The 24,366-nt window shown below is 64.8% G+C and carries 32 protein-coding genes; 18 read left to right on the top strand and 14 right to left on the bottom strand.

Features of this window, described 5'->3' with window-relative positions:
* Window positions 1-83: 83 nt before the first annotated feature.
* Window positions 84-749, bottom strand: coding sequence for an alpha/beta hydrolase (locus ACFE8X_RS15760; RefSeq protein WP_375452449.1), 666 nt, complete (start codon window positions 747-749; stop codon window positions 84-86).
* A 106-nt stretch (window positions 750-855) separates the two neighbouring features.
* On the bottom strand, window positions 856-1,515 hold the full coding sequence (locus ACFE8X_RS15755; RefSeq protein WP_375452448.1) for a DNA-3-methyladenine glycosylase family protein: 660 nt from the start codon (window positions 1,513-1,515) through the stop codon (window positions 856-858).
* 25 nt (window positions 1,516-1,540) lie between these two features.
* On the opposite strand from ACFE8X_RS15755, the gene gluQRS reads away from it, so the two are divergent.
* Window positions 1,541-2,389, top strand: coding sequence for a tRNA glutamyl-Q(34) synthetase GluQRS (gene gluQRS, locus ACFE8X_RS15750; protein ID WP_375452447.1), 849 nt, complete (start codon window positions 1,541-1,543; stop codon window positions 2,387-2,389).
* Here gluQRS and ACFE8X_RS15745 read toward each other — a convergent pair.
* The gene (locus tag ACFE8X_RS15745; protein ID WP_375452446.1) at window positions 2,386-3,333 is read right to left on the bottom strand and encodes an NAD-dependent epimerase/dehydratase family protein; all 948 of its coding nucleotides are present in this window, start codon (window positions 3,331-3,333) and stop codon (window positions 2,386-2,388) included. The genes gluQRS and ACFE8X_RS15745 overlap by 4 nt on opposite strands.
* Before the next feature lie 84 nt (window positions 3,334-3,417).
* Between ACFE8X_RS15745 and ACFE8X_RS15740 the strand changes: the two genes are divergently transcribed.
* The 5 genes from ACFE8X_RS15740 to ACFE8X_RS15720 all read left to right on the top strand — a co-directional run bounded on the left by ACFE8X_RS15740 (window position 3,418) and on the right by ACFE8X_RS15720 (window position 5,665).
* Window positions 3,418-4,317: a LysR family transcriptional regulator gene (locus ACFE8X_RS15740; protein WP_375452445.1), complete on the top strand. Its 900-nt coding sequence runs from the start codon at window positions 3,418-3,420 to the stop codon at window positions 4,315-4,317.
* 29 nt (window positions 4,318-4,346) lie between these two features.
* Window positions 4,347-4,547, top strand: a complete 201-nt coding sequence (locus ACFE8X_RS15735) for a twin transmembrane helix small protein (protein WP_375452444.1) — start codon at window positions 4,347-4,349, stop codon at window positions 4,545-4,547.
* On the top strand, window positions 4,547-5,140 hold the full coding sequence (locus ACFE8X_RS15730; protein WP_375452443.1) for a cob(I)yrinic acid a,c-diamide adenosyltransferase: 594 nt from the start codon (window positions 4,547-4,549) through the stop codon (window positions 5,138-5,140). Before ACFE8X_RS15735 ends, ACFE8X_RS15730 begins: the two co-directional genes overlap by 1 nt.
* Before the next feature lie 104 nt (window positions 5,141-5,244).
* A complete protein-coding gene (locus ACFE8X_RS15725; protein ID WP_375452442.1) occupies window positions 5,245-5,427 on the top strand; it encodes a hypothetical protein in 183 nt (60 codons plus the stop codon).
* A gap of 16 nt (window positions 5,428-5,443) precedes the next feature.
* Window positions 5,444-5,665 (top strand): hypothetical protein, encoded by a 222-nt coding sequence (locus ACFE8X_RS15720; RefSeq protein WP_375452441.1) that lies wholly within the window; start codon window positions 5,444-5,446, stop codon window positions 5,663-5,665.
* On the opposite strand, the gene ACFE8X_RS15715 is transcribed toward ACFE8X_RS15720, so the two are convergent.
* Window positions 5,662-6,327, bottom strand: a complete 666-nt coding sequence (locus tag ACFE8X_RS15715; RefSeq protein WP_375452440.1) for a TlpA disulfide reductase family protein — start codon at window positions 6,325-6,327, stop codon at window positions 5,662-5,664. The two genes, ACFE8X_RS15720 and ACFE8X_RS15715, sit on opposite strands and share 4 nt — an antisense overlap.
* Window positions 6,328-6,350: 23 nt before the next feature.
* Between ACFE8X_RS15715 and argH the strand changes: the two genes are divergently transcribed.
* Genes argH through lysA form a run of 5 tightly spaced genes read left to right on the top strand, consistent with a single transcriptional unit; the run spans window position 6,351 to window position 10,696 of the window.
* Complete coding sequence (argH, locus tag ACFE8X_RS15710; protein WP_375452439.1) at window positions 6,351-7,799, top strand: argininosuccinate lyase; 1,449 nt, start codon at window positions 6,351-6,353, stop codon at window positions 7,797-7,799.
* A gap of 27 nt (window positions 7,800-7,826) precedes the next feature.
* On the top strand, window positions 7,827-8,543 hold the full coding sequence (locus tag ACFE8X_RS15705) for a gamma-glutamylcyclotransferase (protein WP_375452438.1): 717 nt from the start codon (window positions 7,827-7,829) through the stop codon (window positions 8,541-8,543).
* Entirely contained in the window at window positions 8,536-9,252 is a 717-nt protein-coding gene (locus ACFE8X_RS15700) for a gamma-glutamylcyclotransferase (protein WP_375452437.1), read from the top strand. The genes ACFE8X_RS15705 and ACFE8X_RS15700 overlap by 8 nt, the downstream gene beginning before the upstream one ends.
* Window positions 9,253-9,293: 41 nt before the next feature.
* Window positions 9,294-9,494 carry a hypothetical protein gene (locus ACFE8X_RS15695; protein ID WP_375452436.1) on the top strand — a complete coding sequence of 67 codons (201 nt, stop codon included), beginning with the start codon at window positions 9,294-9,296 and terminating at the stop codon, window positions 9,492-9,494.
* Window positions 9,437-10,696 (top strand): diaminopimelate decarboxylase, encoded by a 1,260-nt coding sequence (gene lysA, locus ACFE8X_RS15690; protein WP_375452435.1) that lies wholly within the window; start codon window positions 9,437-9,439, stop codon window positions 10,694-10,696. The genes ACFE8X_RS15695 and lysA overlap by 58 nt, the downstream gene beginning before the upstream one ends.
* A 19-nt stretch (window positions 10,697-10,715) precedes the next feature.
* On the opposite strand, the gene ACFE8X_RS15685 is transcribed toward lysA, so the two are convergent.
* Window positions 10,716-11,126, bottom strand: coding sequence for a response regulator (locus ACFE8X_RS15685; RefSeq protein ID WP_375452434.1), 411 nt, complete (start codon window positions 11,124-11,126; stop codon window positions 10,716-10,718).
* The gene (locus ACFE8X_RS15680; RefSeq protein WP_375452433.1) at window positions 11,126-11,971 is read right to left on the bottom strand and encodes a zinc-ribbon domain-containing protein; all 846 of its coding nucleotides are present in this window, start codon (window positions 11,969-11,971) and stop codon (window positions 11,126-11,128) included. Before ACFE8X_RS15680 ends, ACFE8X_RS15685 begins: the two co-directional genes overlap by 1 nt.
* Window positions 11,972-12,203: 232 nt before the next feature.
* Between ACFE8X_RS15680 and ftsE the strand changes: the two genes are divergently transcribed.
* From ftsE to ACFE8X_RS15660, 4 genes are all read left to right on the top strand, one after another.
* A complete protein-coding gene (gene ftsE, locus ACFE8X_RS15675) occupies window positions 12,204-12,866 on the top strand; it encodes a cell division ATP-binding protein FtsE (RefSeq protein ID WP_375452469.1) in 663 nt (220 codons plus the stop codon).
* Window positions 12,859-13,797, top strand: coding sequence for a cell division protein FtsX (locus ACFE8X_RS15670; RefSeq protein WP_375452432.1), 939 nt, complete (start codon window positions 12,859-12,861; stop codon window positions 13,795-13,797). Before ftsE ends, ACFE8X_RS15670 begins: the two co-directional genes overlap by 8 nt.
* Before the next feature lie 63 nt (window positions 13,798-13,860).
* Window positions 13,861-14,667, top strand: a complete 807-nt coding sequence (locus ACFE8X_RS15665; RefSeq protein WP_375452431.1) for a lysophospholipid acyltransferase family protein — start codon at window positions 13,861-13,863, stop codon at window positions 14,665-14,667.
* Between the two features lie 121 nt (window positions 14,668-14,788).
* Window positions 14,789-15,133, top strand: a complete 345-nt coding sequence (locus tag ACFE8X_RS15660) for a hypothetical protein (protein ID WP_375452430.1) — start codon at window positions 14,789-14,791, stop codon at window positions 15,131-15,133.
* On the opposite strand, the gene ACFE8X_RS15655 is transcribed toward ACFE8X_RS15660, so the two are convergent.
* Window positions 15,134-15,694: a gamma-glutamylcyclotransferase gene (locus ACFE8X_RS15655; RefSeq protein ID WP_375452429.1), complete on the bottom strand. Its 561-nt coding sequence runs from the start codon at window positions 15,692-15,694 to the stop codon at window positions 15,134-15,136.
* 92 nt (window positions 15,695-15,786) lie between these two features.
* Here ACFE8X_RS15655 and ACFE8X_RS15650 point away from each other — a divergent pair, with 92 nt between their 5' ends.
* Window positions 15,787-16,755, top strand: a complete 969-nt coding sequence (locus tag ACFE8X_RS15650) for a DUF2125 domain-containing protein (protein ID WP_375452428.1) — start codon at window positions 15,787-15,789, stop codon at window positions 16,753-16,755.
* On the opposite strand, the gene ACFE8X_RS15645 is transcribed toward ACFE8X_RS15650, so the two are convergent.
* The 3 genes from ACFE8X_RS15645 to ACFE8X_RS15635 form a co-directional block, all read right to left on the bottom strand.
* Window positions 16,752-17,726: a prephenate/arogenate dehydrogenase family protein gene (locus ACFE8X_RS15645; protein WP_375452427.1), complete on the bottom strand. Its 975-nt coding sequence runs from the start codon at window positions 17,724-17,726 to the stop codon at window positions 16,752-16,754. The two genes, ACFE8X_RS15650 and ACFE8X_RS15645, sit on opposite strands and share 4 nt — an antisense overlap.
* Complete coding sequence (hisC, locus tag ACFE8X_RS15640) at window positions 17,723-18,811, bottom strand: histidinol-phosphate transaminase (RefSeq protein ID WP_375452426.1); 1,089 nt, start codon at window positions 18,809-18,811, stop codon at window positions 17,723-17,725. Before hisC ends, ACFE8X_RS15645 begins: the two co-directional genes overlap by 4 nt.
* 134 nt (window positions 18,812-18,945) lie before the next feature.
* A complete protein-coding gene (locus tag ACFE8X_RS15635; RefSeq protein ID WP_375452425.1) occupies window positions 18,946-19,677 on the bottom strand; it encodes a class I SAM-dependent methyltransferase in 732 nt (243 codons plus the stop codon).
* 106 nt (window positions 19,678-19,783) lie between these two features.
* On the opposite strand from ACFE8X_RS15635, the gene gloB reads away from it, so the two are divergent.
* Window positions 19,784-20,551, top strand: a complete 768-nt coding sequence (gene gloB, locus ACFE8X_RS15630; RefSeq protein ID WP_375452424.1) for a hydroxyacylglutathione hydrolase — start codon at window positions 19,784-19,786, stop codon at window positions 20,549-20,551.
* A 169-nt stretch (window positions 20,552-20,720) separates the two neighbouring features.
* Entirely contained in the window at window positions 20,721-20,975 is a 255-nt protein-coding gene (locus tag ACFE8X_RS15625; RefSeq protein WP_375452423.1) for a hypothetical protein, read from the top strand.
* A 3-nt stretch (window positions 20,976-20,978) separates the two neighbouring features.
* Here ACFE8X_RS15625 and ACFE8X_RS15620 read toward each other — a convergent pair whose 3' ends face one another.
* From ACFE8X_RS15620 to ACFE8X_RS15605, 4 genes are all read right to left on the bottom strand, one after another.
* Window positions 20,979-21,320, bottom strand: a complete 342-nt coding sequence (locus tag ACFE8X_RS15620) for a hypothetical protein (protein ID WP_375452468.1) — start codon at window positions 21,318-21,320, stop codon at window positions 20,979-20,981.
* A gap of 214 nt (window positions 21,321-21,534) precedes the next feature.
* Window positions 21,535-22,935, bottom strand: a complete 1,401-nt coding sequence (fumC, locus tag ACFE8X_RS15615) for a class II fumarate hydratase (protein ID WP_375452422.1) — start codon at window positions 22,933-22,935, stop codon at window positions 21,535-21,537.
* 124 nt (window positions 22,936-23,059) lie between these two features.
* Window positions 23,060-23,239 (bottom strand): 50S ribosomal protein L32, encoded by a 180-nt coding sequence (rpmF, locus tag ACFE8X_RS15610; protein ID WP_375452421.1) that lies wholly within the window; start codon window positions 23,237-23,239, stop codon window positions 23,060-23,062.
* 401 nt (window positions 23,240-23,640) lie between these two features.
* On the bottom strand, window positions 23,641-24,318 hold the full coding sequence (locus ACFE8X_RS15605; protein WP_375452420.1) for a transglycosylase domain-containing protein: 678 nt from the start codon (window positions 24,316-24,318) through the stop codon (window positions 23,641-23,643).
* Window positions 24,319-24,366 lie beyond the last annotated feature (48 nt).

Raw genomic sequence — 24,366 nt, 5'->3', positions numbered from 1 at the left:
GGGAATCGAGTAAGTCCATAGCCCCCTTATACTAAGCCCTTTGTGTCAGGCCTGTGAAGCGGCCATCGCAACGATTGTGAAGGCTATGGTCGCCCCGCGAGCGAAGCGATGAAATCGGTGGCAAAACTCAGCCCGTCGGGCGCAATCCCGTGCCCCACGCCCCGCGACACGTGATAGCGCACATCGTAATCTGCCGCGATCAGCGCCGCATTGGCTGCCGCGCCAAGCTCGGGCCCCACCATCTGGTCCATGTCGCCATGCACGATGCAGACCGGCGGTCTGGGAAGATCGGTCGTCCCAAAATTATCCGCCGCGAAAAAACTGCCGGAAAACGCGATGACGCCCAGTAGCGGCTCGGGCAGCGCCAACCCCACATGCAGCGCCATCATCGCCCCCTGGCTGAACCCGGCAAGAATCGTGTCGCCCGCTCCAAGGCCGGTCTGGGACCATAGATCTTCAAGAAAATGCACCAATACGGGGGCGGCGGCTTGCAGCCCGACCTGCCGTGCCGCGATCCGGTCCCCACTCATCGCCGGCGCGAACCACTGGTAGCCGGAGGGATAACCCGGCACCGGCTCATGCGCATTGGGCGACAGGAACAAGGCATCGGGCAATACCGGCCGCCAGGCGGGCGCCAGCGAAATCAAATCGTCCCCATTCGAGCCATAACCGTGCAGCAGCACGACCAGGTGCCGGGGGGCAGCACCGGAGGCCGGTGCGAGCATGGGGCCGGACAGCGTGGGGATCATGGCAAACAACCTGGCTGGAATACGGCTGCACCCTGCCCTGCAACGCCGAAGAAATCCAGCGTGCCGCGTTTCTTGGAGTCCGGCTTCGGCCGAAAGCCACATCGCCTCAGAGCACGATCCCGTCCTTCAGCCTTTGGCTGGCGAACAGGCGCCAGAACAACAGCGCCGCCGCCGAGCGATGCGGCGACCACATCTCGGCGATCGTTGCCAGCGCCTTGATGCTCGGCCGCGCCTCGAGCCCAAGCCCGCTTTGCACTGCCTTGAGCAGCGCCAGATCGCCCGCCGGAAACACATCGGGATGCTGCGCGCAAAACATCAGATAGACCTGCGCGGTCCACGGCCCGATGCCCTTGTGCGCCACCAGGTACGCCGTTGCCGCTTCGGCGGTCAGCGTTTCCAGATGCGCAAAATCGAGCTCTCCCGCCACCACCGCTTCGGCAATGACCCGCAAGGTGCGATATTTGCCAAGCGAGAACCCGCTTGCGCGCACCTGGGTCTCGTCGAGCCAAAGATAGCTCAAGGGCTTCAGCGCCCCCGGCAAGAGTTCGAACCGGCTCCAGATCGCCCTGGCGCTGGCCACCGACAATTGCTGTCCGCACACGATCTTGGCGATGCCGGCAAAACCGGGAGGGTTTATGCGGGGCGCCGGCGTACCCGCCTGTTGCCAGACAGGCGCAAGCCTTAGGTCGAGCTTGACCAATTGCTCCAGATGCCAGTCGAGCCCTTCGCTCGTATCGAGGCGCGATGACGGCGACGCCTCGATCATGCTAGGGCTATGGAGAGGATGTACCATGTCGTTTCGCCCCATCTTGCGCTTTGCGCCCAGCCCTAACGGGCTGCTGCACCTGGGTCACGCCTATTCGGCGCTGTGGACCTGGCAGGCCGCATCCGAACTGCGGGGCACGGCGCTGCTGCGGATCGAAGACATCGACCCGGCCCGCTGTAAACCCGAATTTGCCGATGCGATCCTTGCGGACCTGGGCTGGCTTGGCCTGCGCTGGCCCGAACCGGTGTGGCGCCAGAGCGAGCATCTGCCCACCTATGCCCAGGCAGCCGACAGATTGGGCGATATGGGCCTGCTCTATCCCTGCTTTTGTTCGCGCACCCGGATTGCCGCCGACGCCACCGGCACCGATCCCGATGATGCCCCGCTCTATGCCCGGACCTGCCGGCATTTGCCGCCGGCCGAAATTGCTGAACGGCTGGGCCGGGGCGATCGCGCGCAATATCGGCTGGACCTGGTCCGCGCCATTGCCATGACCGGCCCGCTGAGCTTCACCCAGATCGGCCCCACCCTGCGCGATCGCCCGCAAATCCGTTATGCCCGCCCCGAGCGCTGGGGCGATGTGGTGCTGCAGCGCAAGGACACCCCGACCAGCTATCACCTCAGCGTTGTCGTCGACGATGCCGCCCAGGGCGTGACCCACGTCACGCGCGGTCGCGACATGCAGGCCTCGACCGACATCCATGTGCTGCTGCAATTCCTGCTCGGCCTGCCCTCGCCGATATATGCCTTCCACCGGCTTGTCCTGGGCGAAGACGGCAAGAAGCTCAGCAAATCGCAGGGATCACCAAGCTTGCAGGATCTGCGCAATGCCGGCCGGACCCCGCAGGACATCCGGCACGAATTGGGGTTCTAGGCCGCCTGCCGTGCCGCATGGAACTGCCGCGTCGCCGCTTGCACGGCTTGGGCGAAGGGCGTGCCAAACTGCGGCCCCAGGATCGCGTCGAGCCGTGGGTCGATCAGTTCCATCGGATTGTTCCACAGATAGCGCATTTTCACCACCTCACGGATCACGGGCCTGACCAGCCCCATCGCCTGCAGGATCATCCAGGGCATCGGCGTTACTTTGAGCGGCAGCGGCGCGCATTGCGCGATTGCCTGCATCAAGACGGCATGGGTGACATAATGGCCGGCGAAGTGAAAATTCTCGAAGTCCGCCAGCGTGCTGCGGACGTCTGCCACTCGGGCAAACGCCCCGCCCAAATCCGGCAGGTAGGCCCAGCAATGGCTCATCGCCAGCGCGGCCATGTGATGGATCCTGCCTTTGGCGACATCCAGCATCATTGCCTGGTCGAACCAATCACCGCTATTGCCCGGACCATAGAAATCCCCGGCACGAATGATAATGACCTGGAACTTGCCGGCTTTGGCCGCCTCGGCCAGCATCTGTTCCTGCCGCACCCGGATAGCGCCGCGCGGGGTCTGCGGCTCCTGCGGCGTGGACGGCATGATGCGCCGGTCGCTGGCGGCAAAATTATAGACATTGCCGGGATACATCATGGTCTTGTCACTCGTGCCCATCGCCGCGATGACCATCGCCAGTTGCGCCTCGGCGCGTCCCCTGTCCCATTTGTCGTAAGGCAGGTTGAGGGCGTTGACCACGATATCGGCTTCGGCGATCACCGCTGTCAGCGCGCCAGGATCGGCCGCGTCGCCGGCGACAAAGCGCACGCCCGCGATCGGCTTGCGATCGTTGCGCCCGAACGCCGTCACCGCCCACCCGGCATCCTGAAAAGCTTGCGCCGCGTGGTGGCCGATATGGCCGTTACTGCCCAAAACCGTAACCTTGCCCTTGCTCATCTCAATCTCCTTGGTAATGGACCGAAGCTACGCCATGCATTAGTGTTGGACCATTCCCCGTTCGCGTAGAGTCGACCTTCAAAAATGAATAGAGAACCGGACTGGTCGCTGTGGCGCAGTTTTTCGGCAGTGGTCAAGACCGGATCGCTGTCCGCCGCCGCCCGCGAGCTTGGACTGTCGCAGCCGACCCTGGGCCGTCACATCGAGGCGCTGGAACAAGCGCTCGAGCTGTCGCTGTTCGAGCGCACCCTAAACGGCCTCAAGGCCAATGCCGCAGCGCTGCGGCTCTATGAGCCGGTGGCCGCGGCCGAAACCGCATTGGCGCAGGCCGCGATCATGGCCGCGGGCGCGCAGGCCGAATTTTCCGGCACGGTGCGCATCACCGCCAGCACCGTAACGTCAAACTATGTGTTGCCCATTGTCCTGCAGCCGATCCGCGAGCGCTACCCCGCCATCGCCATCGAGACCGTGCCCACCGACTCTGCCGAAAACCTGCTGCTGCGCGAGGCCGATATCGCCATCCGCATGTTTCGGCCGACGCAATTGGAGCTGGTCACCAAAAAGCTTGGCGAGATTCCCATCGTGCCTTGCGCCCACCAAAGCTACCTCGCCCGTCGCGGCACGCCCGCCAGGGCGGCCGATCTGCGCAGCCACGATATGATCGGCTATGACCGCTCGGATGCGATCCTGGCGCATGCCAAACGCATCGGCCTGCCGCTGCGGCGCGAGCAGTTCGTGCTGCGCACCGATAGCCAGACCCAACTTTGGGAACTGGTTCGCGCCGGCCTCGGCATCGGCTTTGCCCAACGATCTCTGGCCCAACGGACGCCGGGGATCGTTGTGCTCCCGTTCGACCTCGCCATCCCGGCCCTGCCGATCTGGTTGACGACCCACAAGGAACTGTTCACCAACCACCGCATTCGTGCCATCTATGACGCATTGGCCGATGGCCTGACACATCATATCAATGGGTCCAGTTTTTAGGGGCATGGCCCCGCAATCGGCAGGACAGCATGCAGACCCTCCTCAATATCGCCATCGCGCTCGCTCTGCTCTTCGTGGTGGTGATTCTCGGGCTCGGCCTGTGGAACATGCTCAAGGGCGGCCCCGGCAATACCAGCCAGCGCCTGATGCGCCTGCGCGTCATCGGCCAGGGGGTTGCCTTGGCGCTGCTGCTGGGGGCGCTGTATTTCTTCGGCGGGGGTCAGCGCTGATGGTCAAGCTCAACCAGATTTATACCAAAACCGGCGACGACGGCACCACCGGCCTGGTCCGCGGCCCGCGACGCGCCAAGTTCGATTTGCGCATCGAGGCCTATGGCACGGTCGATGAGACCAATGCCTGTATCGGCCAGGCCCGGCTCGGCACCGGCTCCATGCCCAAGATCGACGGGATACTGGGCCGCATCCAGAACGATCTGTTCGATGTCGGCTCCGACCTCGCCACCCCCGGCAAGGACGATCCGGCGGCCCCCGCATCGCTGCGGATCACCGCCGTGCAGACGCTCTGGCTCGAAAAGCAGATCGATCATTTCAACGACAGCCTGAGCCCGCTCAAAAGCTTCGTGCTGCCAGGCGGTACCCCGCTGGCGGCAGGGTTCCATGTCGCGCGCACCGTGACCCGCCGCGCCGAGCGCCTCGTGGTGGAACTGGCCAGCATCGAGCCCGACACCAATCCCGAGGCGGTCCGCTACCTCAATCGACTGTCCGACCTGCTGTTCGTGCTGAGCCGGGTGGCCAATGGCAATGGCGACAAGGACGTGCTCTGGGTGCCCGGCAATTACGGCGACCTGCGCAAGGACAGCTGACCGCCGGCCATCGCTATTGATACCAATTGAGCCGATCGCCCAAGCTTTTGTTTACGCGGCGGGGGTATCCTTGCGGCTTGGACATCCCGCCACGGGAGGCATTCTTGGATTCCGATCTGTCAACGCAACTCGTCGCCGCCCGCACTGCCGGCACGCAAAGCAGCATCCAAACGGCCATCTTCAAGAAAAGCGTCGAACTGGACACCAGCGTCGTCACCACCCTTATGGAAACCGCTCTTGCCGCTCCACCGCCGGGCCAGGGCACCAAGGTGGATAAGCTCGCCTGAAACGGAAGGATCGATCATGAGCAACGCCGCCGCCATCGGCCCATCCGTGATGATCAATCGCATCGTCGATCGCCTGCAGACGCCCGCTGCGGCCGAACTCGCCAAGGTCGCCGAACTGCGCATGGCCCTGCAAACCGCCGTCGAGGAGCAGACCGCCGAAAGCGCGCTTGCCTCTCCAACCGGCATCGGCGAGGCGCCGGTCATCGACAATGGCGCCGCCGTCGATCGCCTGATCTAGCTTTTAAGCGCCAACAGGGCATCGACCACCGCATGGCCGTCCGGCGTGTCCCAATGGGCCGGCCCTTGCAGCACCGCCAGTTCGCACCCGTTCTGGTCCAGGATCAGGGTTGCCGGCAAGCCCACCGCCACTGCCTGCTGCTTGAGCCGCTCGAAGGCGACAAAGCTGTTGTCGGCATAAAGCGGCAGGTTGGCAAACCCATTGTCGGCCAGGAACGCCTTGGCCTTGTCGAGCCCGCCTTCCCCGATATCGAGGTTGATGGGCAGCACCATGAAGGCGTCCGAATTATACTTGGCCGCCAATGCATCGAGCGCCGGCATTTCCTCCCGGCAGGGAATGCACCAGCTGGCCCAGAAATTGACCAGCAGGGCGCGGCCCTTGAAATCGGCGATATCGATATCGGCGCCCGCCGCATCCTTGAACGCCAGGCGCGCATAGCCCCGCCCCTCGCCCGTGCCGTTGAGCGCGGCCAGTTCCCCTACCGCGGCGTCGCCGATCGCCTTGGCCGCAGCGGCCTGCGCCGGGCATTCCCTGGCCTCTGCCCCGCCATTGCTAAGCAAAAACCAGATGACTATAGCTACCGTCACGGCGGCAAGCCCTCCCGCGATCAGCCAGCGCAATCGGTTCGGTTTGGGCGCGACGGGCAGGCTGGTTTCGGTCATAGGCAATTCCCGGGGATAGTTTGATGAGCAACAAGATGTGGGGCGGACGCTTCAGCGCCGGCCCCGATGCCATCATGGAAGAAATCAACGCTTCGATCGGCTTCGATCAACGACTGTATCGGCACGATATTGCCGGATCGATCGCCCATGCCACAATGCTCGCCGCGACGGGCATACTGACGCAGGCCGATTGCGACGCCATCACCGCGGGTCTAGCCGAGGTGCTCGACGAGATCGAGACCGGCCGCTTCACCTTTTCGCGCGCGCTCGAGGACATTCACATGAATGTGGAGGCGCGCTTGCGCGAAAAGATCGGCGATGCAGCGGGGCGCCTGCATACCGCCCGCTCGCGCAACGACCAGGTAGCCACCGATTTCAAGCTTTATGTCCGCGACACCATCGACACCCTGGTGAGCCAGGTCACCACCTTGCAACTGGCTTTGGTGGAGCGCGCCGAGGACGAAGCCGACACCATCATGCCCGGTTTCACCCATCTGCAAAGCGCCCAGCCGGTGACCTTCGGGCATCACCTGCTGGCCTATGTGGAAATGCTCGGCCGCGATGCCGGGCGGCTCAAGGACGCCCGGGCGCGCCTCAATGAATCCCCGCTCGGCTCGGCGGCTCTGGCCGGCACGCCCTATCCGATCGACCGGCACATGAGCGCCCAAGCGCTCGGCTTTGATCGCCCCACCGCCAATTCGCTCGACGCCGTCTCCGACCGCGATTTCATCCTGGAAACGCTGGCCGCCGCGTCGATCTGCGCCATGCACCTGTCGCGCCTGGCCGAGGAAATGGTGATCTGGTCCTCGGCCCAGTTCGGCTTCGTTACGCTCAGCGACAAATTCACCACCGGCTCGTCCATCATGCCGCAAAAGCGCAATCCCGATGCTGCCGAACTGGTGCGCGCCAAGATCGGCCGCATCGTGGGGGCGCTGACGAGCCTTTTGATCGTCATGAAGGGCCTGCCGCTGGCCTATTCCAAGGACATGCAGGAAGACAAGGAAGTCGCCTTCGACGCGCTGGATTCCTTGTCCCTGTCGCTGGCCGCCATGACCGGCATGATCGGCGACCTGACGGCCAATCGCGCGCGCATGCGCCAATCGGCCAGCGCCGGCTTCTCCACGGCCACCGACATCGCCGACTGGCTGGTGCGCCAGCTCAACATCCCGTTCCGCGATGCCCACCACATCACCGGCAATATCGTGGCCCTGGCCGAACAGAAAGGCTGTGGCCTTGAAGGGCTCACCATCGAGGATTTCAAGTTCGTCGATCCGCGCATCGATTCGCGCGTCCACAAGGTTTTGACGGTCGAGGCCTCCGTTGCCGCCCGCCAATCCTATGGCGGCACCGCACCGGCCAATGTCGCCCTCCAGGCGGCGCGCTGGAAAACCCTGTTGACCGGCGAGCCGCACGAGCCACGCGTCCTGCGCAAGGCCAGGCATGGCGGCCATGGCGACGGCGGGGTTGAATAAAATTGCTCGCCGCCTGATGGTGGAGCCATGCAAACCCGTCTGCGCCTGACCCCTGACCACATCGCCCATGTGCATCGCGACATCCCCGATCCGGGGCCGATGCTGCTGGACGGCTTTCGGCCCGCCGAGGCTGCCGACTACGACGCCGAGATCGAGCGCCTGCTGGCGACGGCGCCGACGCCGGACGACATCTGGATCTTCGGCTATGGCTCGCTGATCTGGAACCCCTGCTATCCCTTTACCGAACAGCGCACCGGTCTCGCTCATGGCTGGCATCGCTCGTTCACTCTGGGCTGGGACTATCGCTTTCGCGGCACGCGGGAGACCCCCGGCCTGATGCTGGCGATCGACCGGGGCGGCCAATGCAAGGGCGTCGTGCACCGCTTGGCGCCCGAAACCGCGCGCCAGCACCTCGACGTCCTGATCCGCCGCGAAATGAGCATGGTCCCCACCGCCTTTCCCGGCCGCTGGATCTCGGTGCGCACCCTTGATGGCCCGGTCTGGGCGCTGACCTTCGCCATGAACCGCCGCAGCCCGCGCTATATCGGAGGCCTCTCGCCCGAGGCCACTGCCGACGTACTCGCCACGGCCTGCGGCTTTCGCGGCTCGATGGCGGACTATCTGCACGCCACCGTCCTCAAGCTGGAGGAATTGGGCATTCATGACCGTTATCTCTGGCGCCTGCAGGGCCTGGTGGCCGACCGCATCGAGGCGGGGCGTCTGGAAGCGCGCGGCGATGGCTAAGCCGCTTCGGACCATGGCCCTGACCGAGCGCCACGTGGCTCTCCTGCAACCCGAAACGATCGAGGAAAACCTGCCCGCGCCGCCCGCCGGCATGATCCAGGCGACGCGCGAGGATCATCTCGGCACCATTGCCGACCTTTTGGGGCAGGAGCCCGAGATCGGCGAGATCTGGTTTTTTGCCTATGGCTCGCTGATCTGGAAACCGGCCTGCGCGTTCGTCGAGATGCGCACCGGCCTGGTGCGCGGCTGGCACCGCTCGTTTTGCCTGGGCTGGAACAATCGCTATCGCGGCAGCGACAAGACGCCTGGCCTGATGCTGGCGCTCGATCGCGGCGGTGCCTGCAAGGGCGTGCTCTATCGCATCCCGGCCGACGCGATAAACGATAATCTGGTCAGCCTGCTGGAACGCGAAATGGGCTGGTGGCCCTCGCCCTTTCCGCCGCGCTGGGTCAGCGTGCAAAGCGGCGAGCGCACCATTCGCGCGCTGACCTTCTGCATCGATCGCCATAGCGGCCGCTACGTCTCGGGGCTCAGCGTCGAACAGGTCGCCGATGTCCTGGCCACTGCCGTGGGCACCCGCGGCTCGATGGCCGAATACCTGTTTGCCACCGTCAGCCACCTCGAAATCCTGGGCATCCATGATCCCCATCTGTGGCAATTGCAGGCCCTGGTCGCGGCCCGGATCGATGCAGCTTACGGCGCCGCGTGAAGGGCCGGGCTTTCGTTTTTTCCCGACGTGGATTAGAGGTCTTGCTCGACACGCCCAACCCTTTTGATGTCATTCCGGTGCAGCCCGGAATCCATCCTGAAATGCCGCCAATCCCGCAGTCTCAAGATGGACCCGGCCTGCGCCGGGAAAACATCGTGGGTGGGGAAATTCCTGAGGAAACGCCTTGGTCCACCATTTCCAGCACCGCGACGGCACGTTGTTCGCCGAAGACCTCGACCTGAACGCCCTGGCGGCAGCAGTCGGCACCCCGTTCTACGTTTATTCCAGCGCCGCTTTGCGCCACCAGGTTCGTGCCGTCAAAGCCGCATTCGCGGGCATTCCCACCCTGCTCGCCTATGCCATGAAGGCCAATTCCAACCAGGCCGTGCTCAAGCTGATGGCCAGCGAGGGCGCCGGCGCCGACGTTGTCTCGCTGGGCGAGCTCGAGCGCGCCCTGGCTGCCGGCATCGCCCCGGACACGATCGTTTTTTCCGGCGTCGCCAAGACCATTGCCGAAATGCGACGTGGGCTCGAAGCTGGCATCAAGTGCTTCAATGTCGAGAGCGAACCCGAACTCGAGCGGCTCTCCATGGTGGCCGCCGACCTGGGCAGGACCGCCCGCGTCTCGGTGCGCATCAATCCCGATGTCGATGCCAGGACCCATGCCAAGATTTCGACCGGCATGGCCGAAAGCAAGTTCGGCATTCCCCTGGCCCGTACCCGCGCGGTCTATGCCCGCATCGCCCAATTGCCCAATGTCGAGGCCGTCGGCATCGACATGCATATCGGCTCCCAATTGACCGACCTGCACCCTTTTGACACCGCCTTTGGCCTGCTTGCCGACCTGGTGCGCGCCTTGCGCGCCGATGGCCATGCCATCGAGCATGTCGACGTCGGCGGGGGCCTGGGCATTCCCTACGATGAAACCGCGGCTGCCCCGCCTTCGCCCGAGGCCTATGCCGCCGTCGTTCGCGACAAGATCGGACCGCTCGGCTGCACTCTCGTGATCGAGCCCGGCCGGTTGCTGGTCGGCAATGCCGGCATCCTGGTCACCAAAGTCGAATATGTGAAGGAGGGCGGCATCAGTTTCGTCATCGTCGATGCGGCGATGAACGATCTGATCCGCCCCACGCTCTATGAAGCCCATCACGACATCCAGCCGGTCAACCATTCCAACCTGGCGCCGATCACCGCCGATATCGTCGGCCCGGTCTGCGAAACCGGCGATTACCTGGCCAAGGCCCGCACCATGCCCGGCGTCAGGCAAGGCGACCTGCTCGCCGTCATGAGCGCCGGCGCCTATGGCGCCGTCATGGCCTCGACCTACAATTCGCGCGCCCTGATCCCCGAAGTCCTGGTGGACGGCTCGCGCCACCACGTCATCCGCCCGCGCAAATCCATCGCCGAGCTTCTGGCGCTCGATAGCGTTCCCGATTGGGTGTGACGATGCCGGGCCGGCGCGCCTATTCGTCGCGCGCCTGGCGTCCCAGCGAGACCACTTCGACCGGTCGCCCGGCCAGCGCATCGTCCACCTTGGCCAAAAGGTCGGCCAGCGTGAACGGCTTGACGATCACATCGTAGATCAAGGCGTCCAGCCCATGGGCCCGCTCGCGCTGGTCGGCAAACCCGGTCATCAGCACGATGACGATGTCCGGATAGCTGGCCCCCACGGTCAGCGCCAGCGCAATCCCGTCCATGATCGGCATCTTGATGTCCGACAGCAGCAGGTCGAACCGGCCTTGCTCTTCTTCAACCATTTCGGCCGCCAGCCCGCCATCCTGGACGGCGACCACCTCATGCCCGCGCATGCCCAATGCGCTGACCACGAAGGCGCGCACCGAATCGTCGTCTTCTGCAACCAGGATACGGGCCATCAATGGTCCTCCGCGACAGGGGGGATCGGCGCAGCGCTGCGCGCCGAGCCACCGCCGGTAAAACTCAACCTGACCCGCGCCGCAGTGCTGGGCGGCAGCGGCAACTGGGTTTCAAGACGCGTGTGCTCCCCGGTCATCAGATCGGCCGCCTCGGGCGCCACGCTCCATTCATAGATACCGGTTCCGCCCGCATCGAGCAGCGTCACCACGACCGCCGGCACCGGCACCGGCATTTTTTGCAAGCCTATGATGTCGGCCGAAACGATCAGCACTTCCTTGCCGTCGCGCAGCGTGCGCAGCGTCGTCAACCCCTTGAACTGCAGCCCCAGCACATTGACCGGCAGGCCAACCGCAGCGTAAACGCCCGCCATGGCCGGAAACTGCTCGACCATTTGCACCCGCCCGAAATAGCTTCCCGCGCCCAGGCCCACCAGCACCAAGCACCCGAGAACGCGTGAAACGCGCTGCACCCGCGCCATCGGCAGTTTGGCCACCATGTCGTGGTGGCGGCGCGAAAACGCGCGCTGCCGCTTGCGCATCAGCGCCGGATCAACCTTTGCGGGCTCTGTGTCCTTTTCTTCGGCCTGCCGGGCCCTAGCCAGATTGGCCAGGCGTTCGGCCACTTCGGCGGCGACGCGCCGTTCCTCGGCCGCCAGCGCTTCGTCCGAGGCATCCTCGGCCACCTTGCGCACTGCCAGGTCGGCATCCTCGATCGGCTCGGGATCGAGCGGCCCCTGCGACCAGGCCTTCTGGCAATGGGCGCACTGCACCTTGCGACCGCTCGCCCCGATGGCCTCATAGGTCACCTGGTAGCGCGTCTCGCAGTGCGGGCAGCTGATGATCATGGGCACGATGCGCTGTGAATGGGCATGTTGGCGCCAACCCTAGGCCGATGGTGTTAAGACTCCCCGAATCCATGTCCGCACAGGGCTGGCGAACCATATTTGCACCGCATTCGCGCCCCATTGGCCTGCCCTTGCGGCACAGCGGCCTATGTCCCTGTTATGATCGGATCGCCGATTGATTCGGTTGCCCGCAACCGGCGGCGCGAGGGGAATGAGCGTGGAGCCTGATGGATTGATCGAGTTTTCCGATGTCGGCCTGCGCTATGGCAATGGCCCGGAAATTCTGCGGGATCTGAGCTTTTCCATTGCGCCCGGCTCGTTTCATTTCCTCACCGGCCCCTCGGGCGCCGGCAAGACCAGCCTGCTGCGCCTCTTGCTGCTGTCGCTCAAGCCCTCCCGCGGCAGCGTCACCATGTTCGGGGAGGACGTGACCCATCTGACCCAAGACCGGCTGCTGCAGATGCGCCGCCATATCGGCATCGTGTTCCAGGAATTTCGCCTGCTCGACCACCTGACCACCTTCGAAAACGTTGCCCTGCCGCTACGCGTGCTCGGCCAGCCCGAAAGCGAATATCGCCCCAATGTCACCGAACTGCTCGAATGGGTGGGGCTGGGCGAGCGCATGAATGCCCTGCCCTCGCTGCTGTCGGGCGGCGAAAAGCAGCGCGCCGCCATTGCCCGCGCCGTCATCGCCCGCCCCAAGGTGCTGCTGGCCGATGAGCCCACCGGCAATGTCGATCCCGATCTCTCCAGCCGGCTGGTGCATCTGTTCGCCGAACTCAACCGCACGCTGGGCATGACGATTATCCTCGCGACGCACGAACTGCCGCTGCTCGATCAGTTTTCCTATCCGCGCATGCTGCTGTCCAAGGGCGAACTGGTGATCCATGCTTGAGCTCTTCAAGGCCCTCAAATCCCTGTTGCCCCGACGCGGCGGCGCCGCCCCCATCGTGCCCGAGCGCAGCGTCGCGGGCCGCACGCTGCTGCTGATGATCACCATCATGAGCTTTTTGTCCGCCGTCACCCTGGGCGGCGTGGTGCTGGTGCAGAAATCTGCTATCGCCTGGTCCGCCGATGTGGGCCGCGAGGTCACCATCCAGATCCGCCCGGTCGAAGGCGAGGTGATGGACTCCAACCTGCGCACTGCCGTGGCTTTGGCCGAAGCCACCCCCGGCGTCGCCTCGGCGCGCCCGCTCAGCATCGAGGAAAGCCAGCAGCTGATCGAGCCCTGGCTGGGCGCGGGCCTTGACCTCAGCGTCATCGAAATTCCCCGCCTGGTCGTGGTGCAGCTGGGCGATCCGGTGGATGCCGACATCGAAAAACTCGGCCGCGACCTGGCCGTGGTCAAGGGCGCGAGCCTGGATACCCACGCCGCCTGGCGCCAGCAGCTCAACACCATGGCCGGCGCCATCGTGCTGTCCGGCCTGATGGTGCTGGGCCTGATCGGCGTCGCCACCGTGCTTGCCATCATCTTTGCCACGCGGGGCGCCATGGCCTCCAATCGCGAAATCGTCGATGTGCTGCACTATATCGGCGCCTCCAACAAGTTCATCGCCGGTGAGTTCCAGGGCCGGTTCCTGTCCATTGGCCTGCAGGGAGGATTGCTCGGCGCGGTGGCGGCAACCCTGTTTTTTGTCATTGTCGGCACCGGCGCCGGCAATGTGTTGTCCAGCGCCGCCAGCGCCCAGGTCGGCATCCTGTTTGGCCGGTTCGCGCTGGGCACCGATGGCATTGTCGGCATCGCCGCCGTCATTCCCGTGATTGCCGCCTTGACCGCCATCACCTCCCGGCTGACGGTGCGCCGCTTCCTGTCGCAGACCTCGTGAACCATAGCCAGGCCCGCGCCGTTGCATAACACCCAGCGCCAGGCTGGTGGAGAACCGCAGTCCATGATCATCCAGGCCATCCGTTCGGCGTTGTTCTACGTGCTGTTCATCGGCCAGACCTTCGTGGTCGCGGTCGTCATCGGCACCCTGGCTCTGGTCGCCGGCCGCACCAGAATCGGCTGGGAACTGGCCAAATACTGGTGCCGCTCCAATCTGGTCCTGTTGCGCGCCGTGGCCGGCGTGCGCACGCAGGTCTCGGGGCTCGAAAACATTCCCCCCGGCGGCTGCATCATCGCCGCCAAGCATCAGAGCGATTGGGACGTCTTCGCCATTTTTCCCCATGCCGTCCGGCCGGCCTATATCGTCAAGAAGGAGTTGATGCGCATCCCGTTTTTCGGCTGGGCCGCGCGCTCCCTCGACTGCATCGAAGTGGACCGCCGCAAGGGCGCCCATGCCATTCCCGAAATGATGCGCCAGGCCCATGCCGCCGTGGAGCGTGGCTGCCGCATCGTCATTTTTCCCGAGGGCACGCGCAAGGCGCCGCTCGCGCCGGCGGACTACAAATATGGCATCGCCCGGCTCTATGGCGAACTCAAGGTGCCCGTGGTGCCCGTGGCGCTCAATTCGGGCCTGTTCTGGGGCCGCAACAGCGCGGTGATCTGGCCCGGCCTGGCGCAGGCCCAGTTCCTGCCGCCCATCGAAGCGGGCCTGGCCCCCGATATATTCCTGGAGCGCCTGAAGAGCGCCATCGAAACCACCTCGGACGCCCTGATTCTGGGCGCCGTGGAAAACGGCCTGTCGCGCCCGCTCGATGGACGCTTGAGCGCCGCCATCTCAAGCCGCAGACAGGCCCCGAAGACGGCCGCCTGAACACTACATGTTGACGACATGACCGAGAATAGCCATAGATATGGATATCATGGTAGATGCGTCTTGACATCCTTTGCATTTTGTTCCATTTTTGTTCTTGTTTGAAAAGAGGGCATGGGGAATGGCATCGCTCGACGCGCAGCAGCTCAAAGCATCGGGATTTGCCCGCCTTGTCAGCTGGACGGGCCGCTCCGGCCGTACCTATGGCCTGATCGGGGAAAATCTCGAACACTTCGCCATGACCCCGTCCGACCTCTACCTCATCGCCAAGGGCAGCCATCCGCTCTGGGTCGGCTCGAGCGCCGATCTGGTCGGTGACCCGCTGAGCCGCTCCCGCTTTCGCCTGGCGCTGGATTGTGCCGACCGGGTCTTTCGCCTGCTCACGCCCGGCGCGGAAAGCGATCATCTGCGCACCATCTGGGACCTTGAAGGCGCCGAGCCGATGCAGGCCCTGTCGGCAGCCTGATCACGCGCTGGACGCGGCACCCTCCAGCAAAGCCGCCAGCGCCATGATCTGCCGATCCCTGATGCCTAACTGCCTCAGCCGCCGCGCCGTCTGCAGCACGTAATCGACATTGCTGCCTGATTCGCCCGTGGCGCTGCGCACGATCAGCACCTGCTGCTCAAGGCTCAGATCGCGTGCATATTGGGCATGGCGCTCATCGACCACAAAGCTCAGCGCGTCAACGACGCGCCCATCATCCAGCCGCACCGGGCGCAGCGCCTCGCGATAGATGCCATTGCCCTTTTCGCGCACCAGCAGATAGGCCCGCACGCCGGCCCAATCGGCATCGAGCACCTCGAACGCCATGCCCCGGCAGGCCCCGCCGCGGCTGAGCCCGAAGACCAGGCCCGGCTGTTGCGGCGTGCCCCGGTGATCGTGCGAATATACCGACAGGCCGCGATGCGCGCCGTGCAACAACGCCAACTGGCTCGACACATGGGCAAAGCCGGGATTCCACATCAGCGAGCCATAGCCGAACACCCAGTGGGTTGGCGCCGGGCTCGTCATCTCAGGCAAAGCCATCTACCGATCGCCTCCGGGCACGGGATGGCCACACCCGCTTTTGCCGCGCCGATGCCCTTTAGTCCAGCCAGTGGCAAGGATAGAACAGGGCCATGAAACGAATCATCTGGCTTCTTGTCGCCGTCATCGTCGTGGTCGTGTTGTGGTCGTGCGCCTGGCTCTATCTGTCCGGCCAGGTGCGCACCAATATCGAAGTCCTGGCCGAGGCCGATGGCATCACCACGCCACGCCTGACCTGCACGACGCTCGACATTTCCGGCTTTCCCTTCCGCCTCGATGCCGCTTGCGGCGCGGCGCAGATCATCGCGGGTGATCTGGTCGTCGATATCGCCGGCATTCGCGCCAGCGCATTGGTCTATCGTCCCACCCATGTGCTGGCCTCGGCGCTCGGCCCGGTCGGCCTGGTCGATGCCTTCACCGGCTCGCGCAGCACGATCCAGTTTTCCGGGCTGGAAGCCAGCGGGCGGCTCGATGGCTGGCGCCTCGCCCGCCTGTCCCTGTCCGCCCGCGATCTCGACTGGACCGATACCCTGCTGGGCGAACAATTGATCGCGAAGGCGTCCCTGCTCGATCTGCAGCTTGGCGACATTCCCGAGCAGTACGATGCCGCAACCGGCCTTGCCGCCCTGGCCGGCTATGTCCAGGCCAGGGACGTGGTAGCACCCGGCTTCACCATCACCACCGGCAATGCCGAAATCGAGGTTGAAGTCAGCCGCCTGCCCGATGACGTGCGCCTCCTGGGCGATCCGGCCGCACTGCTCAATTGGCGCGCCGCCGGCGGTCAGCTCAAGCTGGTCTCGGCCCATGGTACCGATGCCGACAGCGATCTCAAAGCCTCGGGGAGCCTGGAGCTCGATGCCCAGGGCCTTCTTGATGGCCAGATCGACATTGCCTCTACCAAGGTGGCCGAACGCATCGAGCCTTTTCTGCTGGAGCCTTATCGCACCCTGGTGCTCGGCAATCCCGCACCGGACGGCACCCATGCCAATACGTTGAACTTTCGCAGCGGCACCATTTCTTCGGGCCTGCTGCCGATCGCTTCGGTCCCACCGCTGTTTTAGGCGTCGTCCCCGCCGCCGTGTTCGCGCACGAAGTCTGGGGCCGCCGGCATCGGCGTCGCCTCATGCGGACGGCCGAAATCGGGCGCCGCGGTTTCCTGGCCGGCGCTGATGATCGAGCGCCTGATCGCGCGCGTGCGGGTGAACATGGCCTCCAGGCCGGGACCGTCCCCGGTGCGCACAGCCCGCTGCAGCACCGACAGATCTTCGGAAAACCGCCCCAGCATTTCCAGCACGGCGTCGCGATTGGTCAGGAACACATCGCGCCACATCACCGGGTCGGAGGCGGCGATCCGGGTAAAATCGCGGAACCCCGAAGCCGAGAACTTGATGACTTCGGACTGCGTCGCCGCTTCGAGATCCGCGACCGTGCCCACGATATTGTAGGCGACCAGATGCGGAATATGGCTGGTAATGGCCAACACCATGTCGTGGTGGCCGGCATCCATGGTTTCCACATGGCTGCCCATGGCCGCCCAGAACGCCGTCAGCTTTTGCACTGGCTCGGGAGCAACCTCCGGCCCCGGCGTCAACACGCACCAGCGGCCGGCAAACAATTCGGCAAACCCCGCTGACGGTCCCGAATGCTCCGTTCCGGCAATGGGATGGCCGGGAATGAGGCTGACGCTTGCCGGTGTCAGCGGCGCCAGCACCTTGACCACGTGCTGCTTGACCGAGCCCACATCCGACAGGATGGCGCCGGGCGCCAAGGCCGGGGCGATCGTAGTCATCACGCCGTCATAGGCGCCGACCGGCGTGCAGAGGATCACCAGATCCGCGCCCCGCACGGCCTCGGCCGCGTCCAGCGTATAGATATCGCCCAGGCCCAGCACCCGCGCCTCTTCCAGGGTTTCCCCCTTGCGGGTGGAAATGGCGATGACCTCGGCCAGGCCCTGTCGCCGTGCCGCCAGCGCGATGGAGGAGCCGATCAGCCCGATGCCGATCAAGGCGAGCTTGCGAAATTTGACGCTCATGCGGCAACAATCCGGTTCTGAAGAGTTTCGAGCACGCCGCGCATCGCCGCTTCCGTACCAATGGAAATCCGCAAGCCATTGGCAATGCCATAGGCCGCGCCAAGCTGGCGCACGATCAAGCCCTTGTCCCACAGCGCCTCGAACGCCGCATCGGCCTCGGCCGAGCTGGCAAACAGCACCAGGATGAAATTGGCCTCGCTGCGGATCACCCGCATGGCGTTCGAGCCCAGTTGCGCGCTCAGCGATTCGCGCCAGCGCGCATTGTGCGCCCGCAGCCTTTGGGTGAACTCGGTATCGCGCGCCGCCGCCGCCCCCGCCAACTGCGCCGGCAGATTGACGTTGAATGGCCCGCGGATGCGGTTGATCGCGTCCACCAGATGGGCCGGACCATACAGCCAGCCGATCCGCGCCGCCGCCAGCCCCATCTTGGAAAACGTGCGCACCATCACGACATTGTCGGCTTGCTCGACCAGATCGATCCCCACCGAATAGTCCGGCGCCGTCACATATTCCGCATAGGCGCTGTCGATGACGAGAAGGATGTCCGGCCGCAAGCCCGCATGCAGCCGCGCCACCTCGGACGCCGAGAGATACGTGCCGGTCGGATTGTTGGGATTGGCCAGAAACACCATTCTGGTGCGCTCGGTCACTGCCGCCAGCAGCGCATCGACATCGGCGGTATAGTCGGCCTCCGCCGCCGGAACGATGCGCGCGCCCGCCGCCGTGGTGACGATGGGATAGATGGAAAAGCCATATTGGCTCATCACTGCCTCGTCACCCGCGCCCAGATAGCATTGCGCCAGCAAATGCAGCAGATCGTCCGAGCCATTGCCGCAAACGATGCGGTCCGCAGCAATGCCATGCACCTCGCCCAGCGCCTCGCGCAGGATTTTCGAGGAGCCTTCGGGGTAGATCTCCAGGTGCTCGGCCGCCGAGGCAAATGCCGCAATGGCAAGGGGCGAAGCGCCCAGCGGGCTCTCATTGGACGACAGCTTGATCGCCGTGCTGCCGGGCGCGCCGGCCCTGCCGGGCAGGTAGGGCGCGATATCGAGAATGCCGGGCTGCGGCGTGGGACGAGGGGACATGATGGTTCGGGGGTCAGGGAAGCCGGCCGGACCATAGTCAAAGCGCGCCCGGATGGCAAAGCGATATCGCATCTGCCGACGGCTCCCTGCCACACATCTGCCCCCGCGACGGAGCAGGGAGGCGGATCGTGGCGCTACCCCGACCGCGCCGTGGCCGGGTTCAGCTCCGGCACGCGCACGAAGCGTTCCTCGCGCTTGCGCCGCGGCACCGCCGGAAAGGCCTGCTTGCGCGCCACGACGCAAATCACCCCCGACATTGCCGGCCCCAGCAGCCGCCCGGCCCGCTCGAAGAAGCGCGTCGACTTGAGCACCAGCGCACTCTGGAATGGGGGGAGGAACAGCCCGTCGCGCCAGCCTTCGGGCACGAAGCTGTGGTCGCGCAACAGCCGCTCCAGCTGCCCGGCGGAATAGGGATTGCCGGTGCCGAACGGGGTATTGTCGCGCTGCGCCCAGATGCCGCGCCGCCGCGGCACCACGATGATCAGCCGCCCGTTCGGCGCTGTCACCCGCCAGAGTTCGCGCATCAGCTCTTCGGCGTCCGCGATATGCTCCAGCGCATGCACGGCAATGGTCAGATCGATGGCAGCATCGGTCAGCGGCATTTCCAGCGGGTCGCACAAGACCGTGCGCGACGGCCCCTCGCGCGGCCAGGCCGAGGCGCCCTGGCGCGCCGGCATGAAGGCCAGCACCCGTTCGGCCCGCTCCAGCGTGAACCGCAGGTAAGGCGTGGCAAAGCCCAGCCCCAGCACGCGCTGCCCGCGCACGTCGCCGGCGAGGCCCGCGATCTGTTCGCGCACCAGGGCACGCGAAATCCGCCCCAGGGGCGATTTGTAATAGGCGATCAGGCGCGAGACATCGCTGGTCATGCAAGCGACTGTGCCAAACGCGCGCCCACTTGTCTAATGCGCCATTGCCATGTCCCGTCCGCCTCCCTAGTTTGCCAGGCGCAGCGACAAGGTTGGGAGCAAAAACATGGCATTGATCGTCGACGTGTTCGAGGCGCGCAGCGACAATTACGGCTACCTGGCCCACGATACCGCAACCGGGCGCACGGTGGCCATCGATGCGCCCGAGGCCGGCGCCATTCGCACCGCGCTGCTGCATCGCGGCTGGACGCTGACCGACATCTTCATCACCCACCACCACCTCGATCACGTCGAGGCGCTGGCCGAACTCAAGGCCGAGTTCGTCACCCGCGTTGCCGGCCCCCGTGCCGAATCCGACAAGATCGACGGCCTGGACATCTTGCTCGAGGCCGGCGACACCATCGCCCTGGGCGAGACCATTTTCGATATCTACGCCGCGCCCGGCCACACCCTGGGCCACATCGTCTTCTCCGACAAGGTGGGCGGGCACTTGTTCACCGGAGACGCGCTGTTCTCGCTCGGTGTCGGTCGCATGTTCGAAGGCACCCCCGGCCCGATGTGGGAGGGCGTCAAGGCATTGCGCGCCCTGCCCGACGCAACCCTGATCTATTGCGGCCATGAATACACCGCCAGCAACGCCGCCTTCGCACTGTCCATCGATCCCGACAACGCCGCCCTGCGCCAACGCGCCGCCGAAGTCACCGAACTGCGCAAGGCCGGCCGTTTCACCATTCCCGCGCTGCTGGGCACCGAAAAGCAGGCCAATCCGTTCCTGCGTGCCGACGATCCCGGCCTTGCCAGCCACTATGGTCTGCAAGGAGCCGCGCCGGCCGAGGTTTTCGCGGCCATCCGCAAGGGCAAGGACAATTTCTGAACCGGCCCTGATGCCGGTCTTGGCGCCTTTAACTTTATTGCCTGAAATGCGACCGAAACGTTAACAAATCGTTTACGTCTGGCACGCCGTTTGCCACCTATTGGTCAACAGCGCGTTGAACTGTCCAGCATTGGCACAGTCCGACCCATTCCGGGACAGGCAGGCGAACATGACCGATTTCGACACCCCCAAACGTCCAGATCCGGCACCTGGCCTGCCCATGCTGCTGGCGCCGTCTGCGCCGCGCCCGTTCCTGGGCCGCAGCCAGACTACGGCAGCCTTTGTCAGCCAGTTGCTGGCGGCGCGAAACAATCTGGCGCCCCAGCGCCGCCGTGGCACCGTGGCCGGTGCACTGGGCGCCTACAATGCGGGCGCCGGCGCCACCAGGATGCCCGCCGGCTACCGCAGGACGGTCGTCGCCTGAGCGCTAGTTGCCGCCCATCGTCACGTCGCGGCCCGCCCCGGTGATCGACACCGCAAAGCCCGCCACCACGTCGATCAGCGACATCACCATGAGCAGGAAAAACACCGAGCTGGACGCCGCGCCGGCCAGGAGGAACTCGATCAGAAACAGCACGAACACCACCATCGAGAGCATGTGCTCGACGATCGAGGACGAGCCGGTGCGGGTGGATTTCAGCACTTCGAAAAACAGGCACACCAGCGCCACGACCAGAAGGAAATCTCCGGCGGTAATGGCCCAGGGCGTTCCCGAAACCATGGCAATGGTGAACAGCCCATGCTGCCAGCCCGCCGGCGAGCCTCCCATGAACAGGAAAGCCACGATATTGTAGAGCACGAAGGGCACGATCAGCAGCGGCGGAATGAACGGCCCCCGGCGCTGCTGCAGGCGATTGCCACTGGGCGCAACATAAACGGTCTCGGTCATGGCAGTTTCTCCTGAACCGGCGCACCATGCCAGAGCACAACGCGGGCGAATAGGCCCCATGGCTGCTTTCCGTTTGCCATGCGGGATGGGTGAGCTATTGCTTCAGCTTGAGCGGGCCCACCATCTGTTCGGGCCTGACTTCGGCATCGAACTCCGCCCCGGACAACAGGCCCAGCGCAATGGCTTCCTCGCGCAGGGTCGTGCCGCGCTTGTGGGCACTCTTGGCGATCTTGGCGGCATTGTCATAGCCGATACGACGGTTGAGCGCCGTCACCAGCATCAGCGACTTGTCGACCAGCTCCTTGATCCGCGCCCGGTCCGGTTCGATGCCGATGGCGCAGTGATCGTTGAAGCTGCGTGCCGCATCCGCCAACAGCCGCACCGATTGCAGGAAATTATAGGCGATCACCGGCTTGAACACGTTGAGCTCGAAATTGCCCTGCGATGCGGCAAAGCCGATCGCCGCATCGTTGCCCATCACCTGCACCGCCACCATGGTCATGGCCTCCGATTGGGTTGGATTGACCTTGCCCGGCATGATCGAGCTGCCCGGCTCGTTTTCGGGAATGCTCAATTCGCCCAGGCCCGAACGGGGGCCCGAGGCCAGCCAGCGCACATCGTTGGCGATCTTCATCAGGGCCGCCGCCAATTGCTTGAGCGCCCCCGACGTCCCCACAAAGGCGTCATGCCCGGCCATCACCGCGTATTTGTTGGGCGCGGTCACAAAATCCTGCCCCGTCAGTTTGGCGATCTCGGCCGCGACCGTGAGGCCGTAATCGGGATGGGCATTGAGCCCCGTGCCCACCGCCGTCCCGCCCAGCGCCAGTTCCATGAGCTGCGGCAGGCTGGCCTTGATCGCCTTGATGGCCAGCTCGATCTGCGCCACCCAGCCGCTCATCTCCTGCCCCAGCGTCAGGGGGGTTGCGTCCTGCAAATGGGTGCGGCCGATCTTGACCACATCCATGAAGTCCTCCGACTTCGATGCCAGCGTCGCGCGCAACTGCTCAACGCGGGGAAAGAGGTAATGCTCCAGCGCCGCCACCGCCGCGATATGCATCGCCGTCGGATAGGTGTCGTTGGACGACTGGCTCATATTGACATGATCGTTCGGATGCACCGGCTTTTTCGAACCCATCACCCCGCCGGCCAGCTCGATGGCGCGGTTGGAAATCACCTCGTTCACATTCATGTTGGATTGCGTGCCCGACCCGGTCTGCCACACCACCAGCGGAAAATGCTCTTCCAGCCGCCCCGCGATCACCTCGTCGGCCGCCGCAATGATCAGGTCGCGCGTGGTTTCATCCAGCAGGCCCAGCTTGTGATTGGCCAGCGCCGCCGCTTTTTTCAGAATGCCGAAAGCGGTGATGATCTCCTTGGGCATCTTTTCGCCGCCAATATCGAAATTGGCCAGGCTGCGCGCCGTCTGCGCGCCATAATACTTGCCGCTTGGCACGTTGATGGTGCCCATGGAGTCCGATTCAACGCGCATGCTCATGGGGAGTCCTTGGATTGGGGCGTCGGGATCGCGGTGACGCCGGGCCGAACAACACAGCAAAACGGCCGATCCCCCAAGGGACCGGCCGTTCGCAAATCTCACATCCGGCGCAAGGCGCGACGGCTTATTTCTTGACGTCGAGAATCTGTCGGCCGCGATACATGCCGGTCTTGAGATCGACGTGGTGCGGGCGACGCAGCTCGCCGCTATCCTTGTCTTCGACATAGGACGCCGCGACGAGAGCATCTGCCGAGCGGCGGAAGCCGCGCTTCATCGGCGAGGTCTTGCGTTTTGGCACTGCCATGATCGGTACTCCGAATTCAATATCGTTGCGCCGCCGAAGCGGCCCAGAGACAAGACGCTCTGTTGGGGTTGCTGGGCTCTATAGAGGAAGAGACGCGGCTTGGCTAGGGGGATTTGCAACATCGCTGCCGCGCCGGCCTGCAGGCTTTTTGCCATTTTCTACTCGTCACGCACCGGCTCACCTCGCCCACGATGGCGAGAGCTATCGTTTATGACTTTTACTACAGTCCCGCCTCTGCCGCCGGGCCGCTCCTCCCCTGCTAGGGGGAGGTTGGGTGGGGGTCCGAAAGCCCCGATACCGGAGCTGGAGCACCCCCACCTTGATCCTCCCCCTGCCCGGGTGAGGCGTCGACTGAGGCCTTCCGTCAAAAGCCCGGTCAGCGGGCGAGCCGGATCGAGGCATCACAACCTCAACCGACCGCCCTCGCCCACGCAATCGGCCCGTTCGCCATACTGGCGGGCGCGGTCCTCGATCAGCCCGGCAATCCGCACCATCTCCGCCGATGGCTGCCCCGGCAGCCGCAGCAGCGGATTGGGCAGTGCCCGCGCCAGCAATGTTGCGGTACGCCAGTCCAGGTTTTGCGGCTCGATCCCGAACGCCGCCCGCGCTCCCGCCGCCACGCCGAACTGCCCCACCGGCCCCCATTCGGCAATGTTGAGATAGATCTCCATGATCCGCCGCTTGGGCAGCACCAGGTCGACATAAAGCGCCAGCGGCAATTCCAGCCCCTTGCGCACCACGCTCTGGCCATTCCACAAAAACAGGTTGCGCGCCACCTGCATGGTAATGGTCGAGGCCCCGCGCACGGGCCTGCCATCCTTCAAGTCCTCGATCTCGTCGCGCAAGGCCGCGAAATCCACGCCCGGATGCCGGCAGAACTGCCCGTCCTCGCTCATGATCACGGCAGCCTTGAGCCGGTCGGAAATCATGTCGATATCGCGCCACGCGCGCACCACCGGACGGCCCGTGAGATAGCGCTCCAGCATCGGCACGGAAACCGGATCGACGAACAGATAAATCGGTGTAAGCACAAGCGGAATGGCGACGATCCCGACTGCAGCCAGGACCAAACGGCGCATCCATTTCCACCAGCCGCGTGCCTTGCGCCGTCTCGCCAAAATCCATCC

Origin of the sequence: uncultured Devosia sp. (assembly GCF_964244875.1) — a bacterium.
Lineage (GTDB): Bacteria > Pseudomonadota > Alphaproteobacteria > Rhizobiales > Devosiaceae > Devosia.
This window is presented reverse-complemented; position numbering and strand designations above follow the sequence as displayed.